Raw genomic sequence first — 22,795 nt, 5'->3', positions numbered from 1 at the left:
TATTTATGAATACAACTTTAGTATTATTAATAGCTGGAAATTCCAAACGTTTCGGCGGTAAAGTAAAAAAGCAGTTCATAAAAGTAGATAATAAGCCAATATTTATACATACTTTAATAAATATGCTTAAATTTAATTTTGATAATATTGTATTGGTAAGTTCTAAAGATGAGATAAAAAATATAAAAAAGTATATAGAAAAAGAAGAGAGTATAAAAGAAAAAGCAAAAAAAAATATGTACTACATAGAAGGCGGAAGTGAGAGAGTATATTCGGTATATAATGCTGTTGTTTTTATAAAAGATAATATAAAGACTGATTATGTATTTATTCATGATGGGGTTAGACCTCTTGTAAGCAGAAAAGAAATAAAATCTTTATATGATACTGTATTGGAGCATAATGCTGCAATATTAGCTTCAAAGGTTGTTGATACCATAAAAAAAGCTGATGATAATAATAATATAATAGAGACTATAGACAGAACATACCTTTATAGGGCAGCTACGCCTCAGGGATTTAAATTTGATAATTATATGACAGCTATTGAAAAATACATCAATGATAAAAATGCCAATCTAGCTACAGATGATGCTGAAATATACAGTAAATATTTTGGAAATGTAAAAATAGTTTTATGTTCATCTAACAATATAAAGATTACAAGCAAAGATGACTTGAATATTTTTATTAAATTGAAGTAAAAGTATGTAAATTATTTGCTTTTTTTTTTATTAAATGATAAAATTTTGCAACTAAGTTATTTAGGGGTTTATATATTTTGAAATGCGATATATGCGGTAAAGAGAAGGCTGTATTACATATTCAGGAAATTATAGGTAATGAGCGTCATCAGATAAATATATGTAAAGAATGCGAGATTAACGGCAATATTATGGAAAAATGTCTTGAGCTTGAATTTGATAATATTGATACAGTGTTTCCTAATTACAGATCTCTTCCTTCAAAAAAGAAAAAGAAGAAAGTTGCTAATTCTAATAAAGTATGCAAAGTCTGCGGTTATTCTTTGGAAGACTTTTTGAAAACAGGGGCGGTATGCTGTCCTAAATGCTATGAATATTTAAAATCTGATTTGTCTAAAGCTGTTAAAAAAATACATAGAGAGAATAAACATATAGGTAAAATATCTAATAAAAATTTAAGTTTCAGAGATATAGAATTAAAAATAGAAGAGTATAAAGAAAAAATAGAACTGTTAATAAAAATAGAAAATTTTGAAGAGGCTGCTTTAATAAGAGACAAACTTGAAACTCTTCAGCATGATCTAATATCTAAAAAAACTAAGAGCGAAAAAAAAGATGTCCGTTAATAACAGCATAGCAAATTGGATATATCAGAAAGGAAATGATGATAATATAGTATTATATTCAAAAGTTTCAATTTATAGAAATGCGGATAATATCCGATTTTTTTATCATATGGATAAAGATGATTTTACTAAAACTGAAACAATTTTAAGAACAAATATAGAAGATTTAAATCATAATTTTGAATATATAAAACTTGTTAATGAGCCTCCTTTGAATATACGAATACTGATAGAAAATCTTACTATACCAAGAAATAAAAATTTGGTTAATGCTTCATTATATACGGATATAAATCAATCTTTATCTTTACTGATAAACTCTAATGAACATTTAGAAATACAGACTATAGCAAGGGGATTAGAGCTTGAGGACTGTTTTAATAGGGCGTATAAGATAGAAAATGAATTAGATAAAAAAATAGATTTTGCTTATGATAAGAAGTTCGGATTTTTAACAAGTTCTCCTGATATAATAGGTACTGCTATGAGTGTAAATGTATGTTTGGCTATACCTTGTCTTATTTGGAAAACTCCTGATAATATAGATTATTTTATTAATGAATGTGCCAAAATGGGTTTTGAAGCTAGTATAAAAAACGGGCTTATGTATATAAAAAATAATATTATGATAGGGGTTACTGAGAAGTTTATACTTGACGGTATTATTGAAAAAGTTAAAGAAATATCGGAAAAAGAAAAAAAAATAAGAAGCAGAATAAAAAAATTAGATAGAATAGAAATTGAAGACAGAATATACAGAAGCAGAGCAATATTATTATCAGCAAGAACTCTTAAATATAAAGAGCTTATAAAGTACAGTTTATGGCTTAGAGTAGGTATTGATTATGGTATACTTGAGGATTTAGAGCTTGATACTTTATATTATATTATAGCGGCTGGAAGAAGCGGACATTTAAAGCAGTTATACCAAAAAAGCAATTATTATAAAAATATAGATGAAATGAGAGCTAATGTTATAAGAGATATTTTAAAAAATAAATGAGCATAATTTTTTAAGTTATGCTCATTTATTTATTAGTTTATTATTTTTTAATGTTAATTATGCTTTGTTTAGATAATTTGTGGCACTTACGGCAGCAACAGCACCTTCTCCTACGGCATTGGCAACCTGACGTATTGGCTTGAATACAGAATCTCCGCATGCAAATACGCCTTCAATATTAGTTTCCATTGTAGACATATTTGTAACTATATGACCGCTTTCTTTTAATTCTATTCCAGTATCTTTTAAGAAATGAGTAGCAGGTTCTTGTCCTACGAATATAAATACTCCGTCTAAAGCCTGTTCATGAATACTTCCGTCTGCTACATTTTTTATTTTTATGCTTGTAACTTTACTGTCTCCGCAAATTTCATCTATAACAGAATCAAGTACATATTCTACCTTTCCAGTATCTGTTAAATGTTTTACGTTTATAGGTTCAGCTCTAAACTCTTTTCTTCTATGAACTAAATATATTTTATTAACAAATCTTGTAAGAAAATAAGCCTCATCAAAAGCACTGTTTCCGCCGCCTACTACAGCAACAGTTTTATTTCTGTAGAAAGCTCCGTCACAGGTAGCACAGTATGAAACTCCTTTTGCTGAGAAAGTATCCTCGCCTTTAGTTCCTAATTTTTTAGCAAAGCCTCCCATAGCAAGTATTATTGTTTTTGTTTCATAAGTTTTTCCGTCAGCTGTGATAACTTTTTTTATCTTTTCTTTTATATTTTCTATTTTTATAACTTCATCATAAACTATTTCGTTTTTAGAAAACTTTTCAGCATGCTGCTGCATTTTGGCAACAAGTTCAAAAGAGCTTATCTCTTCTGGAAAGCCTAGGTAATTTTCAACAGTGTCGGTACTCATCATCTGCCCGCCAGCTCCTTTTTTCTCTATTAGAAGCGAGTTTGTTAAAGCTCTGCCCAAATACAGCATAGCAGAAAGACCAGCAGGACCTCCGCCTATTATAATACTATCATATACAGACATATATAAACACTCCTTTATTATTAATAATAATAATTATTATATGGTATTAATTATAAATAGTCAAGTTAGATACATAAAACACTTAATTATTTAAAATGTTTTTTAACATAAGCTATTATTTCGCTGGCATTAGCTATTTCTCTTGAAGAGTTTCCTACACGTATATAGAATTTCTCTTCTTTTGCCCCTTGTTTATTTGTAATTTTAGTATATACAGGCTCCCTTCCCTTTCTAATATAAACTATACATATATCTTTTTCATCTTCAGTAACAAAATCAATTCTTATTCCCTCAGCAGAGAAAGCATTTCCATAATAGGTTTCAATAAGCGTTCTTAAATGAAGCTCAAAGAAATCTCTATTTGCCTGTTTTAATGTACTATAGTCATGTTCAAGCCCTAATATTTCACCGTCATTTGATATGCCTATAAATAATCTTCCTCCCTCTGTATTGCTGAATGCAGCTATTGATTTCATGATTACTTCTTCTAATGCTTTATTAATCTTTTCGGTATTGCTGTCATATCTCAGGCTGGATTTGAACTCTACATTAGTGTTTTCGCCTTCTTCAATAATTTTCTTTATATTCATGTGATTTCTTTTAAGGTCCTCTATAATTCTAATATAGTGTATTGCTAATATAACAACAAGTATTACACTAACAGCAATAAATACTATTAAGAATAGTATGATAGGAACCTGTATTTTATTTATAAGTGCTTTTTCTGGTATGATGATGCCTATTTCTATATTATTGTCCGCTACAGAGAATGAACCCTTATATCCCCAATATACATTATCTTTATAATATACTTTTATCATGTCTTCATTAGTACCGTTAAATTCTTTAGTCATAATATCGGCTATAGCATTGTAATCAAGTGCTGTTATATTATTATTTGTATTGCTGTTTGTACTGTTGTATGATACTGGGAAAGTAATTTTACTGTTTCCAGTTACTAGATATGCATAAATGTTTTCTATGTTTTTAAGCTCAATATCATTAAAATTAACGTTAAACTGAGATATATATTCAAATGCTATATTTTCATTTGCTATGTATATTAAATGTATATAAGGCTTTCCATCTTTTACATAGAAAGAATCTATACTTAATTGTTCAAAAGGTACAGAAGCATACTGATTGCTTTCAGTACTGTTGGTTACAATATGTCCTACAACCTTATATCCGTTTCCTTCTTTGGTTATAGACATATAATTATTTCCTACTTTCATAGCAGCTTTTTCTATAAACTGATGCTTTGGAAAAAAATTGGTTATAAGTATTTTATATGCTTCTGGAGCTTGATTTACTATATCAAATATGGGCGTCATCTGCATAGAGAAGTAGTATGTAGGGTAAAATATTTTGGAATATTCTTCTACAATAGAAGTTTTTACGTCCTGAAATAGGGATTTAAAAATAAATTTAATAGGTATAGGGCTTCTCATTTGTATATATACCAAAAAAACTATAAATAAGAACAATATTGATATAATAACATCTCTTAATATTCTATTTCTTAATTCAGATTTAGAGAAGAATCTGCCAGATACAATTTTCATACCATATCCATATAAAAGTCCTATATATGTTATGATAACATATATTTAATATATATCAACCTAAATATATTAAAAATGGTTAAAATTACATATATATGGTATGTTCTTAAAGCATTATTTCCAAATAATATATTTTTTTCTAAAAAGTGTGTGAAAAATACATTAATTTTGTATTTAAAATAAATAATATAATAGACTAGTTTTAAAATATAGATATAATTTTTATTTTGCCGTATTTACCTGCGGTCTTATTTGTATTAAACATATAATACATTTATTATATATTTTTATAAGAAATAAAAATACTTATAAAAATTATATTTCAATTGTTTTTTAACAAGTCTATTATAAATTGTAATTAATTCAAGTTAAACCTGTACTGTAGTGCTTCTGTTATATGGTCTACCCCTATAATCTCTTTTTCTTCCAAATCGGCTATAGTTCTTGATACTTTTAATATTTTATTATAGCTTCTTGCACTCATTGAAAATCTTTCCATAGCGAGATTAAGTAAATTTTTTGCTTTATCGTCTAATATGCAGAACTTTTCAGTGTCTTTTATCCCCATAGAAGAGTTTGAAAATATTTTAAGTGAGTTTTCTTTAAATCGTTTTTCCTGTATTTTTCTTGCTTTTGTAACTATTTTTCGCATAGATTTAGAACTTTCCCCATCAGCTTTTGAAGTCATTTTATTATAATCAACAGCACGCACCTCTATTGATATGTCTATTCTGTCTAGTATAGGTCCTGAAAGTTTGGCGATGTATTTTTTTCTAGCTATATCAGAGCATCTGCAAGTATGTTTTTCATCTCCGTAATAACCGCATGGACATGGATTCATAGCAGCGATTAATGTGAAGTTGGCAGGAAAAGAAATACTGCCGTTTGCCCTGCTTATAGTTATAGTTTTTTCTTCCATAGGCTCTCTTAATGTTTGAAGTGCGGAGCTTTGAAACTCTACAAACTCATCAAGAAATAAAACTCCATTATGTGCTAGTGTAATTTCTCCAGCCTTTATATTTCTTCCTCCTCCTACAAGACTTACATAAGAGGAAGTATGATGAGGTATTCTAAACGGGCGTTTTTTTATTATAGGCATATTTTTTGACAATAGTCCGTAAGAAGAATATATTTTTGTTACCTCTAATGCTTCTTCAAATGTTAGAGGCGGGAGTATTGTAGGTATTCTTTTTGCTATTAAAGTTTTTCCGCATCCGGGAGCTCCTATCATTATAAAATTATGTCCGCCGGCAGCGGCTATCATTGCGGCTCTTTTTGCATATTCCTGCCCCTTAACATCTGAAAAGTCTATTGTTTCATCATCAGAAGTATCAAAATTAAATCTTCCTTCTGAAACTATATAAGCCTTTTTTCCTTCGGCTGCATCTATTGCTTCTTTAAGTGTTTTTACTGGATAAAGATTAAGACCTTCTATTATATTAGCTTCTTCCATATTGTTAAATGGTATAATGGCATTTTTTATTCCAAGTTCTTTAGCATTTAAAAGCATTGAAAATATTCCCTTTACTTCTCTCACACTTCCGTCTAAAGCAAGCTCTCCTAATATAATAGTCTCTTCCATAGAATCTGAAAAAAATACCTGAGCACTTGATGATAGTATTCCCAAAGCAAATGCCAAATCATACATGCTTCCAGTCTTTTTTATATCGGCAGGTGCTAAGTTGATAGTTATTCTTTTTGGAGGAAAAAATCTGTCGCTGTTATTTATTGCAGCTATTACTCTTTCTTTTGCCTCATTAACTGCTTGGTCTGGAAGCCCTACAACATCAAATTTAGGCAGTCCTTCTGATATATTAACTTCTATTACAATAGGTATTCCTTCTATTCCGTAAAGAGCTTCTGAATATATTTTTGTATGCATGTAAAAACTCCGTTATTTATTAATTATTATTTATATGCTTATAGTTAAACAAATTTTTTTATCATTTTAAGCCTAGAATTTACAGAAAATTATAATAAATAATTAAAAATTAAGATTTTTTTATTTATTAGACTTGTTTCAAAACTACTTGACAACATTAAATATAAAATTATTTAATGTTTAAAATTATAAATATGATGTTTTACATGTTGTACAAACTATTATTTTAGTATATAAATATGCAGTCTTTCGCTGCCAAAGGATATATATAAGACAAAATTTAATAATTTATTTAATTGGTGCTATTTAGCGTTATTTTTACACTTTCACTTTCGAGAAGCATATACGAAAGATAAAAACTTTGAATAAGTATAGACAAAAAATTGATAATACATTTATAAAATAAAATTAAGCAGAAGTAGGCATTAAACTTACATCTGCTTAATTTTTTATATATCGTAAATATGTTTTTTATATAGTATCTTCAGCTTCTTTTATTTTTTTATTATTATTTTGAATGTTATTTTTACTATCTTTTATTTTTTCTTCTTCAGGTACTCTTTTCATACCATTAGCTATAAAACCATATACTACATAAACCCCAGAACCTATAAGCCCTGCAAATATAGGAGCTTCTACCCAGCCTATATTAAGTTTTAATATAAATATAGTGCTTGTTATCAAACCTATAATCATAGATAAAAGGGCAGATGTAATATTAGCTTTTACAATAGTTCTCATCATTATAGGACCTACAAACATGGCTATAAGTCCTCCTGTTCCTATATACGCTATTTTATTAAGCATTCCCTGAGGGGCAAGATATGTAAGTATAAGTCCCCATATACCAGTAAATATTACACCAAGTCTGTTAGTCATAGGACTGCTTTTTTCTGGCTTATTTGTAATAGATACTACCAAGTCATGCGAAAGCGAAGAGGCTAAAGCCTGCAAAACAGAACTTATAGTTGAAAGCATGGCAAATAATATAAATAGTATTATCATTCCTCCTATTGCAGGGTGAAGATATGTTGTTAAAAATACTGGCATAGCACTGTCTGGGTTTTGTAGATTAGGATTTTTATAAAACATATAAAGTCCTGCTATAGGTACTAAACTTAATATTATACCCATAGGTGCCATATATAAAGACATTAAAGGTATATTAACATTTTTCTTAAATGATAAAAATCTTACAGACATATAGGGTAGGGTTGTAGTAAATAAAAATGCATATATAAAAACTAAAAATACACTGTATTTAGCATTTCCGTAGGGAACAGAAGTTTCCGGATTAATAAACTCTGGTTTTATTTCTCCTACTTTTTGAATAAGCTCAAGCATAGGTATATCTTTTACAATAGTTAAATAAACTATTACAGAAGCAATTAACATTCCTATACACATTATAGTATCAGTTATAGCAACAGCTAAAAGCCCGCCTTGAACAGTAAATATAATTATTACAATCATTAATATAATTGAAGCAGTATGTTCAGATATTCCAAGCCATTGAGATCCAACCAAACCTATAGCTCTTATTTGACCTATTATATAAACAGATAAAAATACAAAAGTAGCAATTCCTCCGAAACCATGAACTATTCTTTTTTGTTTATCGCTGCCATGATGAGTTTTAGCAATATATTCTGGCACAGTAAAACCGCCGCTTTCTTCGGCTCTGTTTCTCATAAATCCTGCAAAAAATAAAGTTCCGAAAGTAATAGCAGGGGCAAAGAAGAAATTAGCAAATATTTCTATAGCTCCGTATGCATAAGTTGTACCCGGAGAGCCTATAAATCCCCAGCCGCTGTAGCCTGTAGCCATCAAAGTGCCTGCCCCAACAAAAGCACCTATTGATTTAGCTCCTAATAAAAATCCCTCTGAAGCTCCTTCTTTAATTTTTAACTGCGACCAGTAACCTATTGCTATGAGGGCAATAGAAGAAATTATCAATATAATCCAATTTGTAATCATTTTTATTATCTCCTAAATAACTATCTTTTAATTTTTTTTACTATTTTTTAAAGCTCTTAAGATGCATGCGGCAATAGGCACTATCATAAGTATTATACAGCCGTAAATAAAATAATCCATAAGCCATGAACCAGTCATAATGTACTCCTTTAATGATAAATTAATACTTAAAGTAATAATCTATTAATATGTTTTGTTTATTTTAAGTTTTATGAATATTATCAATTATTTTTTATGTTATTAAGAAAGAAAAAATAATTAATTTTTATTTGATAAAATAAAGAGGTACTCTATCACCTTAATAGAGCTAATGTGTGGTATGATACTTCATTGATAGAAGAAGAATATTTTTTAATGTTTAGATATTTCATTATTAAATACTCCAAAATTGATGCATATATAATAAAGTTATAAAAATGCCCAATAATATTTCTACTTAGCGTAAGTATACAACTTTTAATTTTTTTGTCAACTAAAAAAATTATGCAATTATATCAATTTAGTATATAATATCGCCATATATTATAAAAACAATTAAATAAAATTAGGACATATTTTATGAAAGAGATAAAAATAACAGATATAGAAAATATCAAAATAGGCAATGCTCAAAATAAAGAAGCAGCAACAGGATGTACAGTTATAATATGCGAGAAAGGTGCTGTTACTGGACTAGATGTTAGAGGCGGAGGACCTGCTTCCAGAGAAAGCGAATTAACAAAACCATTTGCTTCTGCGGAAGTTATACATGCTGTACTTTTAAGCGGAGGAAGTGCTTTCGGTCTTGATGCTTCCGGAGGCGTTATGAAATATTTAGAAGAGAGAAATATTGGTTTTGATGTTGGGGTTACAAAGGTTCCTTTAGTTTGCCAGTCTTGTATATTTGATTTGCGTGTTGGGGATTATAAAGTGCGTCCTGATATAAATATGGCTTATGAGGCTTGTATTGATTCTGAAAAAAATAATCCTAAAATGGGTAATTACGGGGCTGGTACAGGTGCCAGTGTTGGAAAAATACTAGGTGCTGATTATGCTATGAAGTCTGGACTTGGTTTTTATGCCGTTCAAGTTGATGATGTTAAGGTGGGGGCTATAGTATCTGTTAATGCCTTCGGAGATATTTATGATTATGATAATGGAAAAATGATTGCAGGTCTTCTCAATGAAAATAAAGACGGGTTTAGAAGTTCTGAAAAGGAGCTTATAAAAATAACGCAGAATAATAATTTATCTTTTACTTCTAATAACAATATAGTTACAAATACTACAATAGGAGCTGTAATTACCAATGCCAAGTTTACAAAGTCCCAAATGGGAAAAATAGCTTCTATGGCACATAATGGCTTTGCTAGGGCTATAAAACCAGTGCATACTACAGTAGACGGCGACAGTATTTATGCTATGAGTGTAGGAGATATTAATGCTAGTTTGGATTCTGTTGGAACTCTTGCTGCAATAGTTATGGGAAGGGCTATTAACAATGCTGTAAAGAATGCTGAGGCTTCTTATGGCTTTAAATCTTATAATGATATAATAAAAAATTAATTCTTATTGAAATTAGAATATTGTTTTTGTAAAAGTAAACTAGAAGTGCTTATTAAATTGGTACTTCTAGTTTTTTAATTTTGTTTATTAAAAGAATAGATTTGGGGGTGGGCGGGCGGGTAGAATAGATTAATAAAAAAATTAAATTCTTTTATTCTGTAGTCTTTAATAGTTTTTAAGCAATTAAAAAAGCCATAGTAGTTTTTATACTATGGCTTTTATATTTAGAAATATTTGTTTTTATTCTTCAGTTGTTTTTTTCTTTTTAGAAGAAGTTACTTTTTTTACACTAGATTTTTTTATTGATTTTACTTCTTCTTTGTTTTCTTCTTTCACTTTAAGAGGCGAATTAAATACTTCTTCTTTAACGCTTTTTACTTCTCCCTCCTGATAAGCAGAAGGATCTTCAAGCTCATCAGTTCCCCTTTTAGGATCTTTACCGGCATAAACTAATTTGTCTTTAACTTTATCCAATTTTACTTCGCATATTCTCTCTATATCTTCTATATCGAGAGATTCTTTTTCAAATAATTCTCTTGATAAAGCCTCAAACTTATCAGCATTTTCAGCTATTAATTTTTTAGTTCTTTCGTATGCTTTCATTACAAACTTATGAACTTCTTCATCTATTTTCTGAGCAGTCTCTTCGCTGTAGTCTTTATGTCTTGCTATTTCTTTACCTAAAAATATAGGCTGTTCTTTTTGTCCGAACGATATAGGTCCAAGTCTGCTCATACCCCATTCGCATACCATTCTTCTAGCAAGCTCAGTAACTCTTTCTATATCATTAGAAGCACCAGTAGTAACAGAATCTTCTCCAAATTTGAACTCTTCGGCAACACGTCCTCCAAGAAGCAAAGACATTTCATCAATAGCTTTTTTTCTCTGAAGCGTATATCTTCCATCTGGAGGCAAAGTCCAAGTAGCACCTAAGCTTCTTCCTCTAGGAACTATAGTAACTTTATGTAAAGCGTCTGTGTTTTGAAGAAGAACTGCCATTAAAGTGTGTCCTGCTTCATGATAGGCTGTATTTAATTTTTCTTTCTCGCTTATCAAAATACTTCTTCTTTCAGGACCCATCATAACTTTATCTCTAGCCTCTTCAAAATCAGAAAGCTCCACTCTTGGTTTATCATTTCTAGCAGCAATTAAAGCAGCTTCATTAACCATATTAGCAATATCAGCCCCAGAAAAACCCGGAGTAGCTCTAGCTAAATGATACAAGTCTATAGAAGGATCATGCTGTATTTTTGAAACATGCACTTTAAATATTCCTTCTCTTCCTTTAACGTCCGGCAAATCAACAACAACTTGTCTGTCAAATCTTCCCGGACGAAGCAAAGCAGGGTCAAGTACATCAGGTCTGTTAGTAGCAGCAAATATTATGATTCTAGTATCAGTATTGAAACCGTCCATTTCAACAAGCATTTGGTTTAATGTCTGCTCTCTTTCGTCATGACCGCCGCCATATCCTGCACCTCTAGTTCTTCCTACAGCATCAAGCTCGTCTATAAATATGATACAAGGAGCAGATCTTTTTCCCTGTTCAAATAAGTCTCTTACCCTTGAAGCTCCAACGCCTACAAACATCTCAACAAACTCAGAACCAGACATACTAAAGAAAGGAACATTAGCCTCGCCTGCAACAGCCTTAGCAAGTAAAGTTTTACCAGTACCCGGAGGACCTACTAAAAGTACGCCTTTAGGTATTTTAGCACCTAGTTTTGTAAACTTGCTTGCATCTTTTAAAAACTGTACGACTTCCTGTAATTCCTCTTTAGCCTCTTTACAGCCTTCTACATCTTTGAAAGTTACTTTTACATCTTCTTTAGTAAGAAGTCTTGCTCTGCTTTTACCAAAGCTCATAGCTCTGTTATTAGAACCCTGAACCTGCCTGAACATAAAAAACCAAAGTAAAAATCCTATTAATAGTATTGGAAGCAAGTTTACAAGTATAAGACTTAGATAACTTGGTTTTTCAGCTTCACCTCTTACTTTTACATTATTTTCTATGAGCAGATTAACAAAACCGCTTGCTGTAAAAGGTATATATGAGTAGAAGTTTATCTCTGTTATTTTACCATTAACAGTTTCAATAGCCTTTCCATTTCTTATGTTTTGATCTACTATAGTTACCTCTTTAACAACCCCTTCTTTAACTTTTTGTACTACAGTAGAATAATCCCATTCCTCAGCTTTTACCTGAGGTGATTTTTGGAAATACATTATAGCCATTACTACTACCATAGTAAGAAGCAGTATAATGATTATTTGATTTCCGCCTCCGCCAGACTGCGGTATAGATTGTCTTCTATTGTTTTTGTTCTTTTTACTGTTATTGTTCATGTATTCTCCAATTTATCTTTTGTATTTATTTATAAAAGTTTTATAAATAAATTAACAATATTTACTAATTATTTTTTGGTATGTCCAATATAGTACCATAACTATTAAAACAGTGAGAAGCTAAAGCATCAACTCCTCCGCCTCTTTTAAGATAACTGTTTATTATTTTGCCGTCTTTTCTAGCAAGGTCTGGATATTTTAAGTTCATATAACCTAAAACAAGACCTTTGCTTGTTGAGGCATGAATATAAGTTACAGTATCATCTTCATCTATATCTATTACTATACCTGCATGTGTGAGTTTTTTTGTATCTGATGTAGTTCTGTCAAACATTATTATATCGCCTACATTAGGCAGCACTCCGCTGTATATTTTTTTGTATTTTGACAAAGTGGCATATATAGTTTTTACGCCTCCAGAATCCAAAATAGCCTGCTTTTCAAATACTGCTATATTTGAAGTCCAATAAACTGCCGCTACATAACCTGAACAATCAAAATTGAAAGTTTTTTTCTCTTTTGAATTTGGGTGAGTGAGCAGAGCTTTTTCATTGTATTCATAATGTTTATTTAGGTAAAAGTTAGCCCATTTTTTTATATCTTCCCTAACTTGTTCCTTTTGTTTATCTGTTATCTCTACACCGCTTTCTTTAAGCTGCTTTTGATATTCTTTATCATAGCCGTAAGTTTGAGCGAATGATACAGAAGATAATAACGTTATAAATAATATTAATATAGCAATATAAAAACGCATAAAACACACTCTTATAATAGAAAATTATTTTATAAGATATCAGCAAAAAGTCAATACAGTTTACAATATTCTTATTTTATCATTTATTATTAAATTTTAATTCGGCTTTTCAAAAATAGTGCCGTAACTATTAAAACAATAAGAGGCTAAAGAATAAGGTGCTTTGCCTCCTCTAAGATAGCTATTAATTACTTTTCCGTCCTTTCTTGCCAAATCCGGATATTTTAAATTCATATATCCTAAAATAGGACCTTTGCTTGTACTTGAATGTACATAAGTAATTGTTTCATCTTCATCAACATTTATTACTATACCAGAATGAGTAAGTTTTTTATCTGTTGATGTAGTGCCGTCAAAAAATATTATATCTCCTATATTTGGAAGAGTATTTTTATAAGTTTTATTTTCTTTTGATAAGAGATAAAATATATTTGCAGTAGAGCCGCTTAATTTTATACTTGGTTTTTCAATAGCTGTAAAGTAAACTGCTCCTACAAATCCGGAACAGTCAAAATTAACTTTTTTCTTTTCTTTTGTAAAAGGATTAGTAATAGTATCGCTTTGATTATATTTATAATGTTTATTCATATAATAATTAGCCCATTTTACTATTTCGTCTCTTTCATTATTTTGAGAAAATAATAATTGTGTAAAAAATGAAAAGAGAGCTATAAAAACGCCAGCATAAAAACGCATTTTAATACTCCTAATATAAAAAATTAATTTTCTATTATAAATCGGATTTTTAATTATAAATAATAGCCTGCATATTGTTATAATATAATTCTTTTATATTAAATTCTTTAGATTTCAGCCATTTTATTCTATACTGTATTGGTGTTATAATATTAAAAAATACAGATAAATACGGATAGGCATTTTGAAACTGAATCGACAATCTTGTTTTAAAGAAAAAATTATTTTTTTGATTTAATTTATTTATATTAATTACTTCTATTCTGTTAATTGAATAAACATTTTTCATTAAAACTTGAAGATTAGTATTTCTTATTTCACGCATAGTTTCAGAATTTAATACAACATACTCTCTTGTAAAAAAGTCATAATATATTTTTCTGTATAAATATATTTCTCTTACATTACTGTCAATAAACCAGTTTTTATTAACCAAATCTATTCTAAAATTAATAAATACTATAATACCATTATCTATATATCTTTTTATATTTCTGTAAACTTCATTATTAAACCCAGTATCTACATCAGCATAAAGCATATCATTATAAATATATCCTCTGGAAAAATGAAGCCTTAGTTCATAAGCATGCAGTGATGAATATGATGATATCATAAAAAATAATATTAATATATGTTTCATAATTTTATTTTATACTGTTTTTATAATTTTTACAAATAAATGCTTATATCGAGTCCTATTTTATTTTCCATGGTTTTGTACGAGTATAGCTGTTTTGAACGGGCATAATTATATTTTAGCCCTATGATAATTCTGTAAATTTCAAATCCTATTCCTACGCTTATTTCAGGTATCCATTCTGTATAACGTTTATTTATATGGTATCTTTCTCCATTTGCATATCTTGAAATATTATTTATTAAATCATAGTTTACTCCAAAATAAATACCTGTTATAAAACTTATTTCTCCCCATATAGGTACTCTAAAATCAGTTCCTGCAAATGTAGTGAATAAGTTTACAATGTTTGATTTATCAAAGCCTGTTATAGCAAAATTCATGCCTCCGTAAAATGTAAACCAGCCGTATTTATAGTATGCTGATATATGCATTTGTTCAAATCCTGAATCTTTAAAATCCTCTTTTTCTCTATTGTATAATTTTTCATCTCCAAGTATATCCCCGCTTATATGAGCACATATATGTCTTAACGGACTAAATCTTAATTTAAAAGTATTATTAAATATATAATCAAAAAAAACTTCTACCTGCATATAAGTGCCGTACATAAGGCTTTGTCCGTAATATTGATCATAGCCTTTCTTGTATTTTGATAAAAAGAAATGAGTTAAATATCCTACACCTATTTTAAATCTATGTACTTCATTATATTTAAATGCTATTGGTGTAAGTTCAGTTGCAAGTGTAGGCTGATAATAAAAATCCATCTTATCAAAATTAAAATTATTATTATTATACATTTGCTCTATATTAAATATATCTCCAAGCCAAAATCTGCTGCTGTAAGCATCAGGATCCAGCCAGCCTGAAAAATAGCGGTCTGTTTCATAGTTTTTTAATGGATTAAACTCCCACTTCATTTTTACTTTTTGTGTATAATTATTCATTTTATTTTCTAAAGTATTGCTTTCTTGAGAGTATATAATAGCATTTAATGATAGTATTACTACTAAAGTAAAAATAATTTTTATCATATGTTAATCTTTATAATTTTATTTGTTTTATTTGTATAATAAACAATTATATTAGATTTTTTATTATATAGCAATAATACTTTATCACATATAATAGGTATTTGATATAAAAATACTATCATATACTATCTATTTCAAAATAATAAGCATTATATTTTTATTTTGAAAGTAAATTAATATAGGCTTCTGTTTCTATATCTTTTTCATCTATACCTATTTCATTTAATATTGATTTCAATTTTGATACTTGTTCTTCTACGGAATTATCAGAGTTTAAGAATTCAATTTCTATAAAATTATCCAAATTTTTTATTTTTGAAACTTCTACCAAAGCATTTTTATATATGAAAGCATAGCCTTTTTTTTCTTTTCTAACATACTCTTTGTATTTTTGAATTTGAAATAAAAAGTTAATAATAAATCTTGCTTTTTTTTTGCTTACTTTTAATTCTCTCTCTTCGTTAACTTCTACACCGTCAATTAATACCCTATCTTTAGAACAAAATGTATATCCGCCATGTTCTATTCTAAGTCTTATGCAGCCGCTAGTTTTTATATTTTTATTTTTTATATCACTTTCTTTTGCATAGTAAATATCTTTTTTAAAATATCTTTTTTTGAATTTAGAATTTTTGTATAGGAAATTTAATACAGAGTCAAAGTCTCTAACATATGCTTTTATTTCAATTTCAGAGTTTGAAGACATAATTATTACTCGCTGTATTCTTTTGTTGTGCTGTCATCAACGTGTATGCCTTGTTTATCGTATATTATAGGAGCTGCTTTTTCAAATAGTATAAAAGCAGGTGAGGATAGTATAACAGTAAGAGGAAGTCCCACTAAAAGTTCAGCTCTTATCAATACAGCAACATTTGAAAGATCTGAATATATAGAAGTTACTAAAAATAAGGCTATAATTTTTATTAAATAACCAACTAAAGTTACGAATATTCCAGCGGCAATTTGTTTGATGAATATTCTAGTATTGAAGAAACCAACAAAGAAACCTATGTTTAAAAATATTATAGCATAAGAACCAAATGTACCGCTTGACACTATATCTTGCAAAAGCCCTATAATAAAACCATATATTATACCGTCAAAAGATCCATACCTAAATGATATGAATACTAAAAATATTAAAAGTAAATCAGGCTTTGCTCCAAGTGCTACTCTTATTAAATCATAGGCTGGAGATGACTGTATTAAAAGAAGTATTAATGTTGTAATAATAACGGTTATAACCCTTTTCATTATTTTGTCTCTCCATTATTTTCATCTTCTTCATTTGCAAGCATAATTATTTCTTGGTCCGGCACTTTTTTTATGACATAAACATTTTCCAAAGTAGAGAAATTAACAGCAGGCTCAACATAGAGATCATGGAAAAGTCCGTAGTTTTTCTTTTCTACTTTGAATATAGTTCCTACTAATATACCTTTTGGGAAAACACCTCCCATACCGCTTGTAACTACACGCTCTCCTTCTTCAACGTCCATTTGCAAATCTATATACTGAAGATGAGTTTGTGTGGATTTAGGGCTTTGACCAACCATAATACCAGTAGTTCTTGAGCTTTCAAGCATTACAGATATTTGAGATCTTTGATCAACTAATGAAAGTATTCTGCTGTTGTATCTTCTTACTTCAACTACTTTACCCACTAAGCCCTTGTATCCATTTTGATATGATATTACGGGCATTCCTACCACTATACCATGTGCACTTCCTTTATTAATAACAATAGTAGTGTAGAAGTTCTGAGGATCTTTAGAAACTATTTCAGCATATTCCAAAGCATATTCATCGGTAGGAGCTTCATTGAGTAATGCTCTTAATCTGTCATTTTCAGCACTTAATTGTTCGTATTCTAAGGCAGCCCCGCTTAATTCTGCTATTCTGTCTTTTAATACCTGTACTTGACTTTGTAATGTAAATATGTCTGTTATGCTTGTATATAGGTATACAAAAGCTCTTGAAACGCTTTTGGTAGCACTTTGAATAGGATATACACCAAGTGCATAAATAGACTGTAAATTGAATGCAAAATTACTTCTATTTAATACCATAAGCATAGCTGCTATGAGGTTTAGCAGAATGTACAAAGTAAGAAGTTTATGTTTTAAAAAAAGTTTCACGCCTATGAGTATCGGATATATTAATCAAAGTTTTATAACTTTTCCTACTTTAAGAGTATCTTCTATAGTTTTTTAAGTTTTTAGTCTCTTCTATAAACTTTCCGCATCCTATAGCGACGCATGTAAGCGGACTTTCAGCAAGAATTACTGGAACTCCGGTTTCCATAGATATTAAGTCAGTAAAACCCGGAAGAAGTGAAGTACCTCCGCTCATAACAATACCTCTTTCTACAATATCAGCAGAAATTTCTGGAGGAGTCTGATTAAGTACAGATTTTACAGCTTCTAATATTTCTATCAATATATCAGCTATGGCATCTTTAATTTCTGCACTGTTAATTGTAAGAGTTTTAGGAAGTCCGGATACAGAATCGCGGCCTCTTATGTCCATAGTTTTTGATATATCGCCCTTATAAGCATGACCAATATTTATTTTTATCTCTTCAGCAGTTTTTTCACCTATATAGAGGTTATGAGTTCTCTGCATGTATTTGATAATGGCATCATCAAGCTCATCGCCTCCCACACGTATAGAAGCACTTCTTACCATACTTCCAAGCGAAAGTACAGCAACCTCAGTGGTACCGCCTCCTATTTCTATAATCATATTTCCATGCGGCTCATTAATAGGCATATCAGCACCAATTGCTGCTGCTCTTGCCTGTTCTATTAAAAATATAGTTCTAGCCCCAGCCTGTTCGCAGCTTTCTCTAACAGCACGTCTTTCAACTTCAGTAATACCAGTAGGAATACCTATAGCTATTCTTGGTTTTACTAAAGTTCTTTTATTATGTACTTTATTTATAAAATATCTTATCATTTTTTCAACAGTTTCAAAATCTGCAATAACTCCGTCTCTCATAGGTCTTATTGCTGCTATAGAGTTAGGCACTTTACCCAACATTCTTTTTGCTTCATTTCCTACAGCAATAACATTTCCCGTACTTTTTTCTATAGCTACTACAGAAGGTTCAGCCAAAACAATACCTTCTCCTTTTACATATACTAAAGTATTAGCTGTACCTAAATCAATTCCCATATCACTTGAGAACATATTATATAACCAGTTAAACATTTTTATTACAATCTCCTTAATATATCCCTAGCGGGCTTATACGAATTATCTATTTTGATAGCTTCTCTAAACATTTTTATAGCTTCATTTCTTCTTTTAGTTTCTAAATATAATGTTCCTATACTATAATATAAATCTGGATTTTTGTCATCTATCTCTAAAGTCTTTTTGTAAAAAAATTCACTTTCTTTATATAGTCCCTGTCTGTAGTATAATTCTCCCAATTTGAAATAAGTTCTTGCTTCCAGCATATAATTATTATTAAATTTACCATCCATAGATGATAATATTTGTATAGCTTTAGTATAATCTTTATCCCCTTCATATGCATTAGCAAGTTCATAGTATAATTCCATATTGATAAACTTTTCGCTGTTTTCTCTTATTTCTCTGTCAATAGCATCTTCCAAATATTTTACAGCATCCTTATATAGTCCTATTTCATAGCATATTTTTGATAGTTCTATAGTAGTTGATACTCTATTATCCCCGTCATTTACCGCATTTATATATGCTTTGTAAGAATCAATATAATAAGCATGTCCAAGTCTTTGATAGCTGTATCCGAGTCTTTGATATATGATTTTTTTATTTTTTATAAATTTGGAAGTTAATAAAAGCTGCTTAGCATATCGTATAATATTTTGACTTGCCGAAGTAATAATATCATTTTTATCAGATCTTATTAGTATATCATAGTATAAATCTATTCCAGTGATGAGTATATTTTTATTTAATGGTCTTTTAGTATAAAGCTCATTAAATATAAAAGATGCATTATTGTAGTCCTCTAATGCCATATAATTATAAATAGATTTCAATCTTTTTTTTTCTATATAGTTAGAGGTAAACAGATAAGCAACTGCAATAATGCCTAGGACAGCAATTAAGGTTATTATGATAATATGTATGCTAATTCTTTTTTCAACATTATATAGATAAGGCATTATATTTACATAATCCGTTAGTTATTATTTCCAGATCCGTTATCATATAAGGAGAGTATAGTTTCTTTAGGATTAGTAAGAGGGTCTGGGGCAACTATACATAATCCTTCGAGTATAACACCATTTTGTATAATAAGTTCAGGTGTTCTGATTTCTCCAAGTACTCTGCTTGTAGGCATAAGCATAACTCTGTTTTTGGCCTCTATATTTCCTATAATTATACCTTCAATAACAGCAGATACAGTTTTTATATTAGATTTTATTTTTCCAGTTTGACCTACAAATACATTATCAACTTCTAGTTTTTCGCCTTCATAACAGCCGTCAACTCTCAAAGTACCGTTTAATGTAAATTCTCCTTTGAAGTATGAACCTTCGCCTATAATAGAATTAGATTCCGTACTTTCATTTCTTTTCATAAACATCAAAAAAACTCCTAATTTTTAGTGTATACTATGGAATTATCTATATTATTAAATTTAAATTTGGTATCAAGCCCAAATAAAGATTCGCTGTGTCCTATAAATAAATATCCATGTTCATTTAATATATCATAAAATCTATTGACAGTAAGTTTTACAGATTCATTATCAAAGTAAATAAGTACATTCCTGCAAAAAATAACGTCCATATTTGTCTGGCTGCCTCTATGTCTTAAATTATGATAATCGAAAGTAATAAGTTTTTTTATATTACTTTTTATTGCATATTCTCCGGACGGCAGTTTGTCAAAATACTTTTTTAAATAGTCTTCTGGAACATTTTCCACTTTATGGGCTTCGTATCTTCCTTCTTTGGCGGCAACCAAAGAATTAAGAGAAAGATCGCTTGCAAATATTTTAATATCTTGCTCTCTAACTCCCGGAGTTTCTAAACAAGTTATAGCTATAGAGTATGGTTCTTCACCGGTAGAGCAGCCTGCACTCCAAATTCTTATTTGTTCGCCTATTTTTTTTGTTTTTAATATTCTAGGCAGAACATAATTTTTAAGTAATTTGAAATTAGGTTCATTTCTAAAAAATTTTGTAAGGTTTGTAGTAATGTTATCTAAAAAAGTTCTAAGTTCTTCCTTGTTAGAAGATACAAGTTTATAATAGTCTTCTACTTTATCAAGATTTCTCTCTTTCATAGAAGATGCAATGCGTGACTCTAAAATAATTTTATTAATAACATTAAAACATATACCGCTTTCTCTATATACAAAATCCCTAAATAGATCAAATTGTTTATCAGTTAGTTTTAGTTCATTCAAAATCAATTATTCCAGAATAAGTAAAAAAACTATTGTTTATTTTTTGTAAGAACCATCTTAATACGTTCAAGAACTTTTTTTCTATCTAAAGGTTTTGTAATATAGTTTTTAGCACCTGCTAGAAGGGCTTTTTTAACCATATCTTCTTTACCTAAAGCACTAACCATAACTACTTTGGCATTTTTATCATATTCTATTATTTTTGTTAAAGCTGTAATACCATCCATTTTTGGCATTGTAATATCCATAGTTACTAAGTCTGGCTTGTATTCTTTATACATAAGTACGCCTTCCTCTCCGTTTTATGCAGTTCCTACTACATTGTACTGCTCAGATACAAAAATTTGCTGCAGCTGTTTAACAACGAATGCAGAGTCATCTACGATTAGAACTTTGTATGGCTTTCCAAATTCATTTATACCATCAGCTTCTTTTGTATTAATGTCAGACATATTTATTTACTCCTTTTCTGATTCTACGGCAACTAATATATTAAAATCGCCAATAGAGGTATCTAATTTTATATGAAGAAATTCCGAGTCGCTTATCGAAACTTCTAAATTCTTGCTTTTCATTATAACAGGCGGCGATATATCAACGTTATATCCGTCCTTTTCTAATTTTGTTACAGCAAGTCCTGCTATTAAATTAACAAGCTCCTGTACTGTGGATAATGATAACTTATCAATATCTTTTACTTCACTATCATTCATTATAGAAACTATTTTTTTTGCTGTTTCTATTTCCATATCAATTATAAAATGCCCGACTATATCTTCTGACAATGCTACTATTGCTATAATACCGGAAGCATTGACAAAATCACCTTTTAAAGTTATATCGCTAGTTTTGATACCATTTTTTAGATAATTCTGAAGTATTTCATTGGAGGCATCTGTAAATGGTCTTATATAGTCAAGTCTCATTTTTTAATACTCTTTTTTCAAACTATAATTACTTGCATATATTTTAACAATTTATGACTTTTTTTGCAAGTATAGTTATGAATATTAGTATTAATAATTCCTGCGTTAAATATCGAAAAAAAAATAATTTGCTTGAAAATAATATTTTTATTATTGTAATATTATTAATATAAGCTAAATTTTTATATGTAATATACTGTATTATTATATATTGGTGTATAAACTTATTGTTTTATCTTTATGTTTTTTTATTATAGATTAAAAATAATAAATATTAATTTATAAATACTATAATTACTGTAAAAATTTAAAAAAATATATAAGCAATGTATTTAATATTTTTTATGAAAATACCATTTCTGTGTGTAATGCTTCAAACATAATTCCGGAATTAATTATATAATTTTTATTATTATGAATATTTCAAGTATAATTACAAATTATTAATTTCAATCAATTGTCCAAAGCCGTAATTTTGTGTATTAAGAAAATTTGTTTTTGAATAATTTTTAATATATTTGGTAAAAATAACAGTATAAAAATATATTTCCCTCTTTTTCTTTGCATAATTCATAATTAATTTTTCATAATTTTTTTATTCAGCTTTTCCAGACTTTAGAAATTACTGCAATACTTTAAGTCTGCTTCCTTTATGTCAGGCTCGCTTAAATGTTATAATTACTATGATGTTA

The 22,795-nt window shown here is 29.1% G+C and carries 22 protein-coding genes and 1 pseudogene; 4 read left to right on the top strand and 19 right to left on the bottom strand.

Features of this window, described 5'->3' with window-relative positions:
- Positions 1-5 precede the first annotated feature (5 nt).
- From BMUR_RS05480 to BMUR_RS05470, 3 genes are all read left to right on the top strand, one after another.
- Positions 6-704, top strand: coding sequence for an IspD/TarI family cytidylyltransferase (locus BMUR_RS05480; protein ID WP_013113605.1), 699 nt, complete (start codon positions 6-8; stop codon positions 702-704).
- Between the two features lie 77 nt (positions 705-781).
- Positions 782-1,330: a UvrB/UvrC motif-containing protein gene (locus BMUR_RS05475; protein ID WP_013113604.1), complete on the top strand. Its 549-nt coding sequence runs from the start codon at positions 782-784 to the stop codon at positions 1,328-1,330.
- Entirely contained in the window at positions 1,320-2,333 is a 1,014-nt protein-coding gene (locus tag BMUR_RS05470) for a guanido phosphotransferase (protein ID WP_013113603.1), read from the top strand. The genes BMUR_RS05475 and BMUR_RS05470 overlap by 11 nt, the downstream gene beginning before the upstream one ends.
- A gap of 57 nt (positions 2,334-2,390) precedes the next feature.
- On the opposite strand, the gene trxB is transcribed toward BMUR_RS05470, so the two are convergent.
- The 4 genes from trxB to BMUR_RS05450 form a co-directional block, all read right to left on the bottom strand.
- Positions 2,391-3,323 (bottom strand): thioredoxin-disulfide reductase, encoded by a 933-nt coding sequence (gene trxB / locus BMUR_RS05465; protein WP_013113602.1) that lies wholly within the window; start codon positions 3,321-3,323, stop codon positions 2,391-2,393.
- Between the two features lie 86 nt (positions 3,324-3,409).
- Positions 3,410-4,888, bottom strand: coding sequence for an AlbA family DNA-binding domain-containing protein (locus BMUR_RS05460; RefSeq protein ID WP_013113601.1), 1,479 nt, complete (start codon positions 4,886-4,888; stop codon positions 3,410-3,412).
- Positions 4,889-5,246: 358 nt separating this feature from the next.
- Entirely contained in the window at positions 5,247-6,770 is a 1,524-nt protein-coding gene (locus BMUR_RS05455; RefSeq protein WP_013113600.1) for a YifB family Mg chelatase-like AAA ATPase, read from the bottom strand.
- A 471-nt stretch (positions 6,771-7,241) separates the two neighbouring features.
- Positions 7,242-8,747: a sodium:solute symporter family protein gene (locus BMUR_RS05450; RefSeq protein ID WP_013113599.1), complete on the bottom strand. Its 1,506-nt coding sequence runs from the start codon at positions 8,745-8,747 to the stop codon at positions 7,242-7,244.
- A 558-nt stretch (positions 8,748-9,305) separates the two neighbouring features.
- On the opposite strand from BMUR_RS05450, the gene BMUR_RS05445 reads away from it, so the two are divergent.
- On the top strand, positions 9,306-10,292 hold the full coding sequence (locus BMUR_RS05445) for a P1 family peptidase (protein WP_013113597.1): 987 nt from the start codon (positions 9,306-9,308) through the stop codon (positions 10,290-10,292).
- Between the two features lie 240 nt (positions 10,293-10,532).
- Here the strand turns inward: BMUR_RS05445 and ftsH are convergent, their stop codons facing one another.
- The 15 genes and pseudogenes from ftsH to BMUR_RS05375 form a co-directional block, all read right to left on the bottom strand.
- A complete protein-coding gene (gene ftsH / locus BMUR_RS05440; RefSeq protein ID WP_013113596.1) occupies positions 10,533-12,638 on the bottom strand; it encodes an ATP-dependent zinc metalloprotease FtsH in 2,106 nt (701 codons plus the stop codon).
- Between the two features lie 64 nt (positions 12,639-12,702).
- Positions 12,703-13,392 (bottom strand): NlpC/P60 family protein, encoded by a 690-nt coding sequence (locus tag BMUR_RS05435; protein WP_013113595.1) that lies wholly within the window; start codon positions 13,390-13,392, stop codon positions 12,703-12,705.
- 96 nt (positions 13,393-13,488) lie between these two features.
- Positions 13,489-14,088 carry an NlpC/P60 family protein gene (locus BMUR_RS05430; RefSeq protein ID WP_013113594.1) on the bottom strand — a complete coding sequence of 200 codons (600 nt, stop codon included), beginning with the start codon at positions 14,086-14,088 and terminating at the stop codon, positions 13,489-13,491.
- 49 nt (positions 14,089-14,137) lie between these two features.
- A complete protein-coding gene (locus BMUR_RS05425; protein ID WP_013113593.1) occupies positions 14,138-14,731 on the bottom strand; it encodes a DUF4390 domain-containing protein in 594 nt (197 codons plus the stop codon).
- Positions 14,732-14,760: 29 nt separating this feature from the next.
- Positions 14,761-15,765 carry a hypothetical protein gene (locus tag BMUR_RS05420; protein WP_013113592.1) on the bottom strand — a complete coding sequence of 335 codons (1,005 nt, stop codon included), beginning with the start codon at positions 15,763-15,765 and terminating at the stop codon, positions 14,761-14,763.
- Between the two features lie 157 nt (positions 15,766-15,922).
- On the bottom strand, positions 15,923-16,471 hold the full coding sequence (locus BMUR_RS05415; RefSeq protein ID WP_013113591.1) for a class IV adenylate cyclase: 549 nt from the start codon (positions 16,469-16,471) through the stop codon (positions 15,923-15,925).
- A 5-nt stretch (positions 16,472-16,476) separates the two neighbouring features.
- On the bottom strand, positions 16,477-17,019 hold the full coding sequence (gene mreD / locus BMUR_RS05410; RefSeq protein ID WP_013113590.1) for a rod shape-determining protein MreD: 543 nt from the start codon (positions 17,017-17,019) through the stop codon (positions 16,477-16,479).
- The gene (gene mreC / locus BMUR_RS05405) at positions 17,019-17,903 is read right to left on the bottom strand and encodes a rod shape-determining protein MreC (protein WP_083771107.1); all 885 of its coding nucleotides are present in this window, start codon (positions 17,901-17,903) and stop codon (positions 17,019-17,021) included. Before mreC ends, mreD begins: the two co-directional genes overlap by 1 nt.
- Positions 17,904-17,952: 49 nt before the next feature.
- Entirely contained in the window at positions 17,953-18,978 is a 1,026-nt protein-coding gene (locus BMUR_RS05400; protein WP_013113588.1) for a rod shape-determining protein, read from the bottom strand.
- Positions 18,979-18,983: 5 nt separating this feature from the next.
- Complete coding sequence (locus BMUR_RS05395; RefSeq protein WP_041749983.1) at positions 18,984-19,925, bottom strand: tetratricopeptide repeat protein; 942 nt, start codon at positions 19,923-19,925, stop codon at positions 18,984-18,986.
- Between the two features lie 17 nt (positions 19,926-19,942).
- Positions 19,943-20,350 (bottom strand): bactofilin family protein, encoded by a 408-nt coding sequence (locus tag BMUR_RS05390; RefSeq protein WP_013113586.1) that lies wholly within the window; start codon positions 20,348-20,350, stop codon positions 19,943-19,945.
- A gap of 11 nt (positions 20,351-20,361) precedes the next feature.
- Positions 20,362-21,177: a CheR family methyltransferase gene (locus BMUR_RS05385; RefSeq protein WP_013113585.1), complete on the bottom strand. Its 816-nt coding sequence runs from the start codon at positions 21,175-21,177 to the stop codon at positions 20,362-20,364.
- A gap of 29 nt (positions 21,178-21,206) precedes the next feature.
- Positions 21,207-21,467: pseudogene (locus tag BMUR_RS15270) on the bottom strand (response regulator); the annotation flags it as partial.
- A 12-nt stretch (positions 21,468-21,479) separates the two neighbouring features.
- Positions 21,480-21,629 (bottom strand): response regulator, encoded by a 150-nt coding sequence (locus tag BMUR_RS15265; RefSeq protein WP_280513015.1) that lies wholly within the window; start codon positions 21,627-21,629, stop codon positions 21,480-21,482.
- 6 nt (positions 21,630-21,635) lie between these two features.
- Positions 21,636-22,103, bottom strand: a complete 468-nt coding sequence (locus BMUR_RS05375) for a chemotaxis protein CheX (protein ID WP_013113584.1) — start codon at positions 22,101-22,103, stop codon at positions 21,636-21,638.
- Positions 22,104-22,795: the final 692 nt, after the last annotated feature.

Origin of the sequence: Brachyspira murdochii DSM 12563 (assembly GCF_000092845.1) — a bacterium.
Lineage (GTDB): Bacteria > Spirochaetota > Brachyspiria > Brachyspirales > Brachyspiraceae > Brachyspira > Brachyspira murdochii.
Note: the sequence above shows the minus strand (reverse complement) of the source record. Positions and strands in the feature narration are given on the sequence as shown.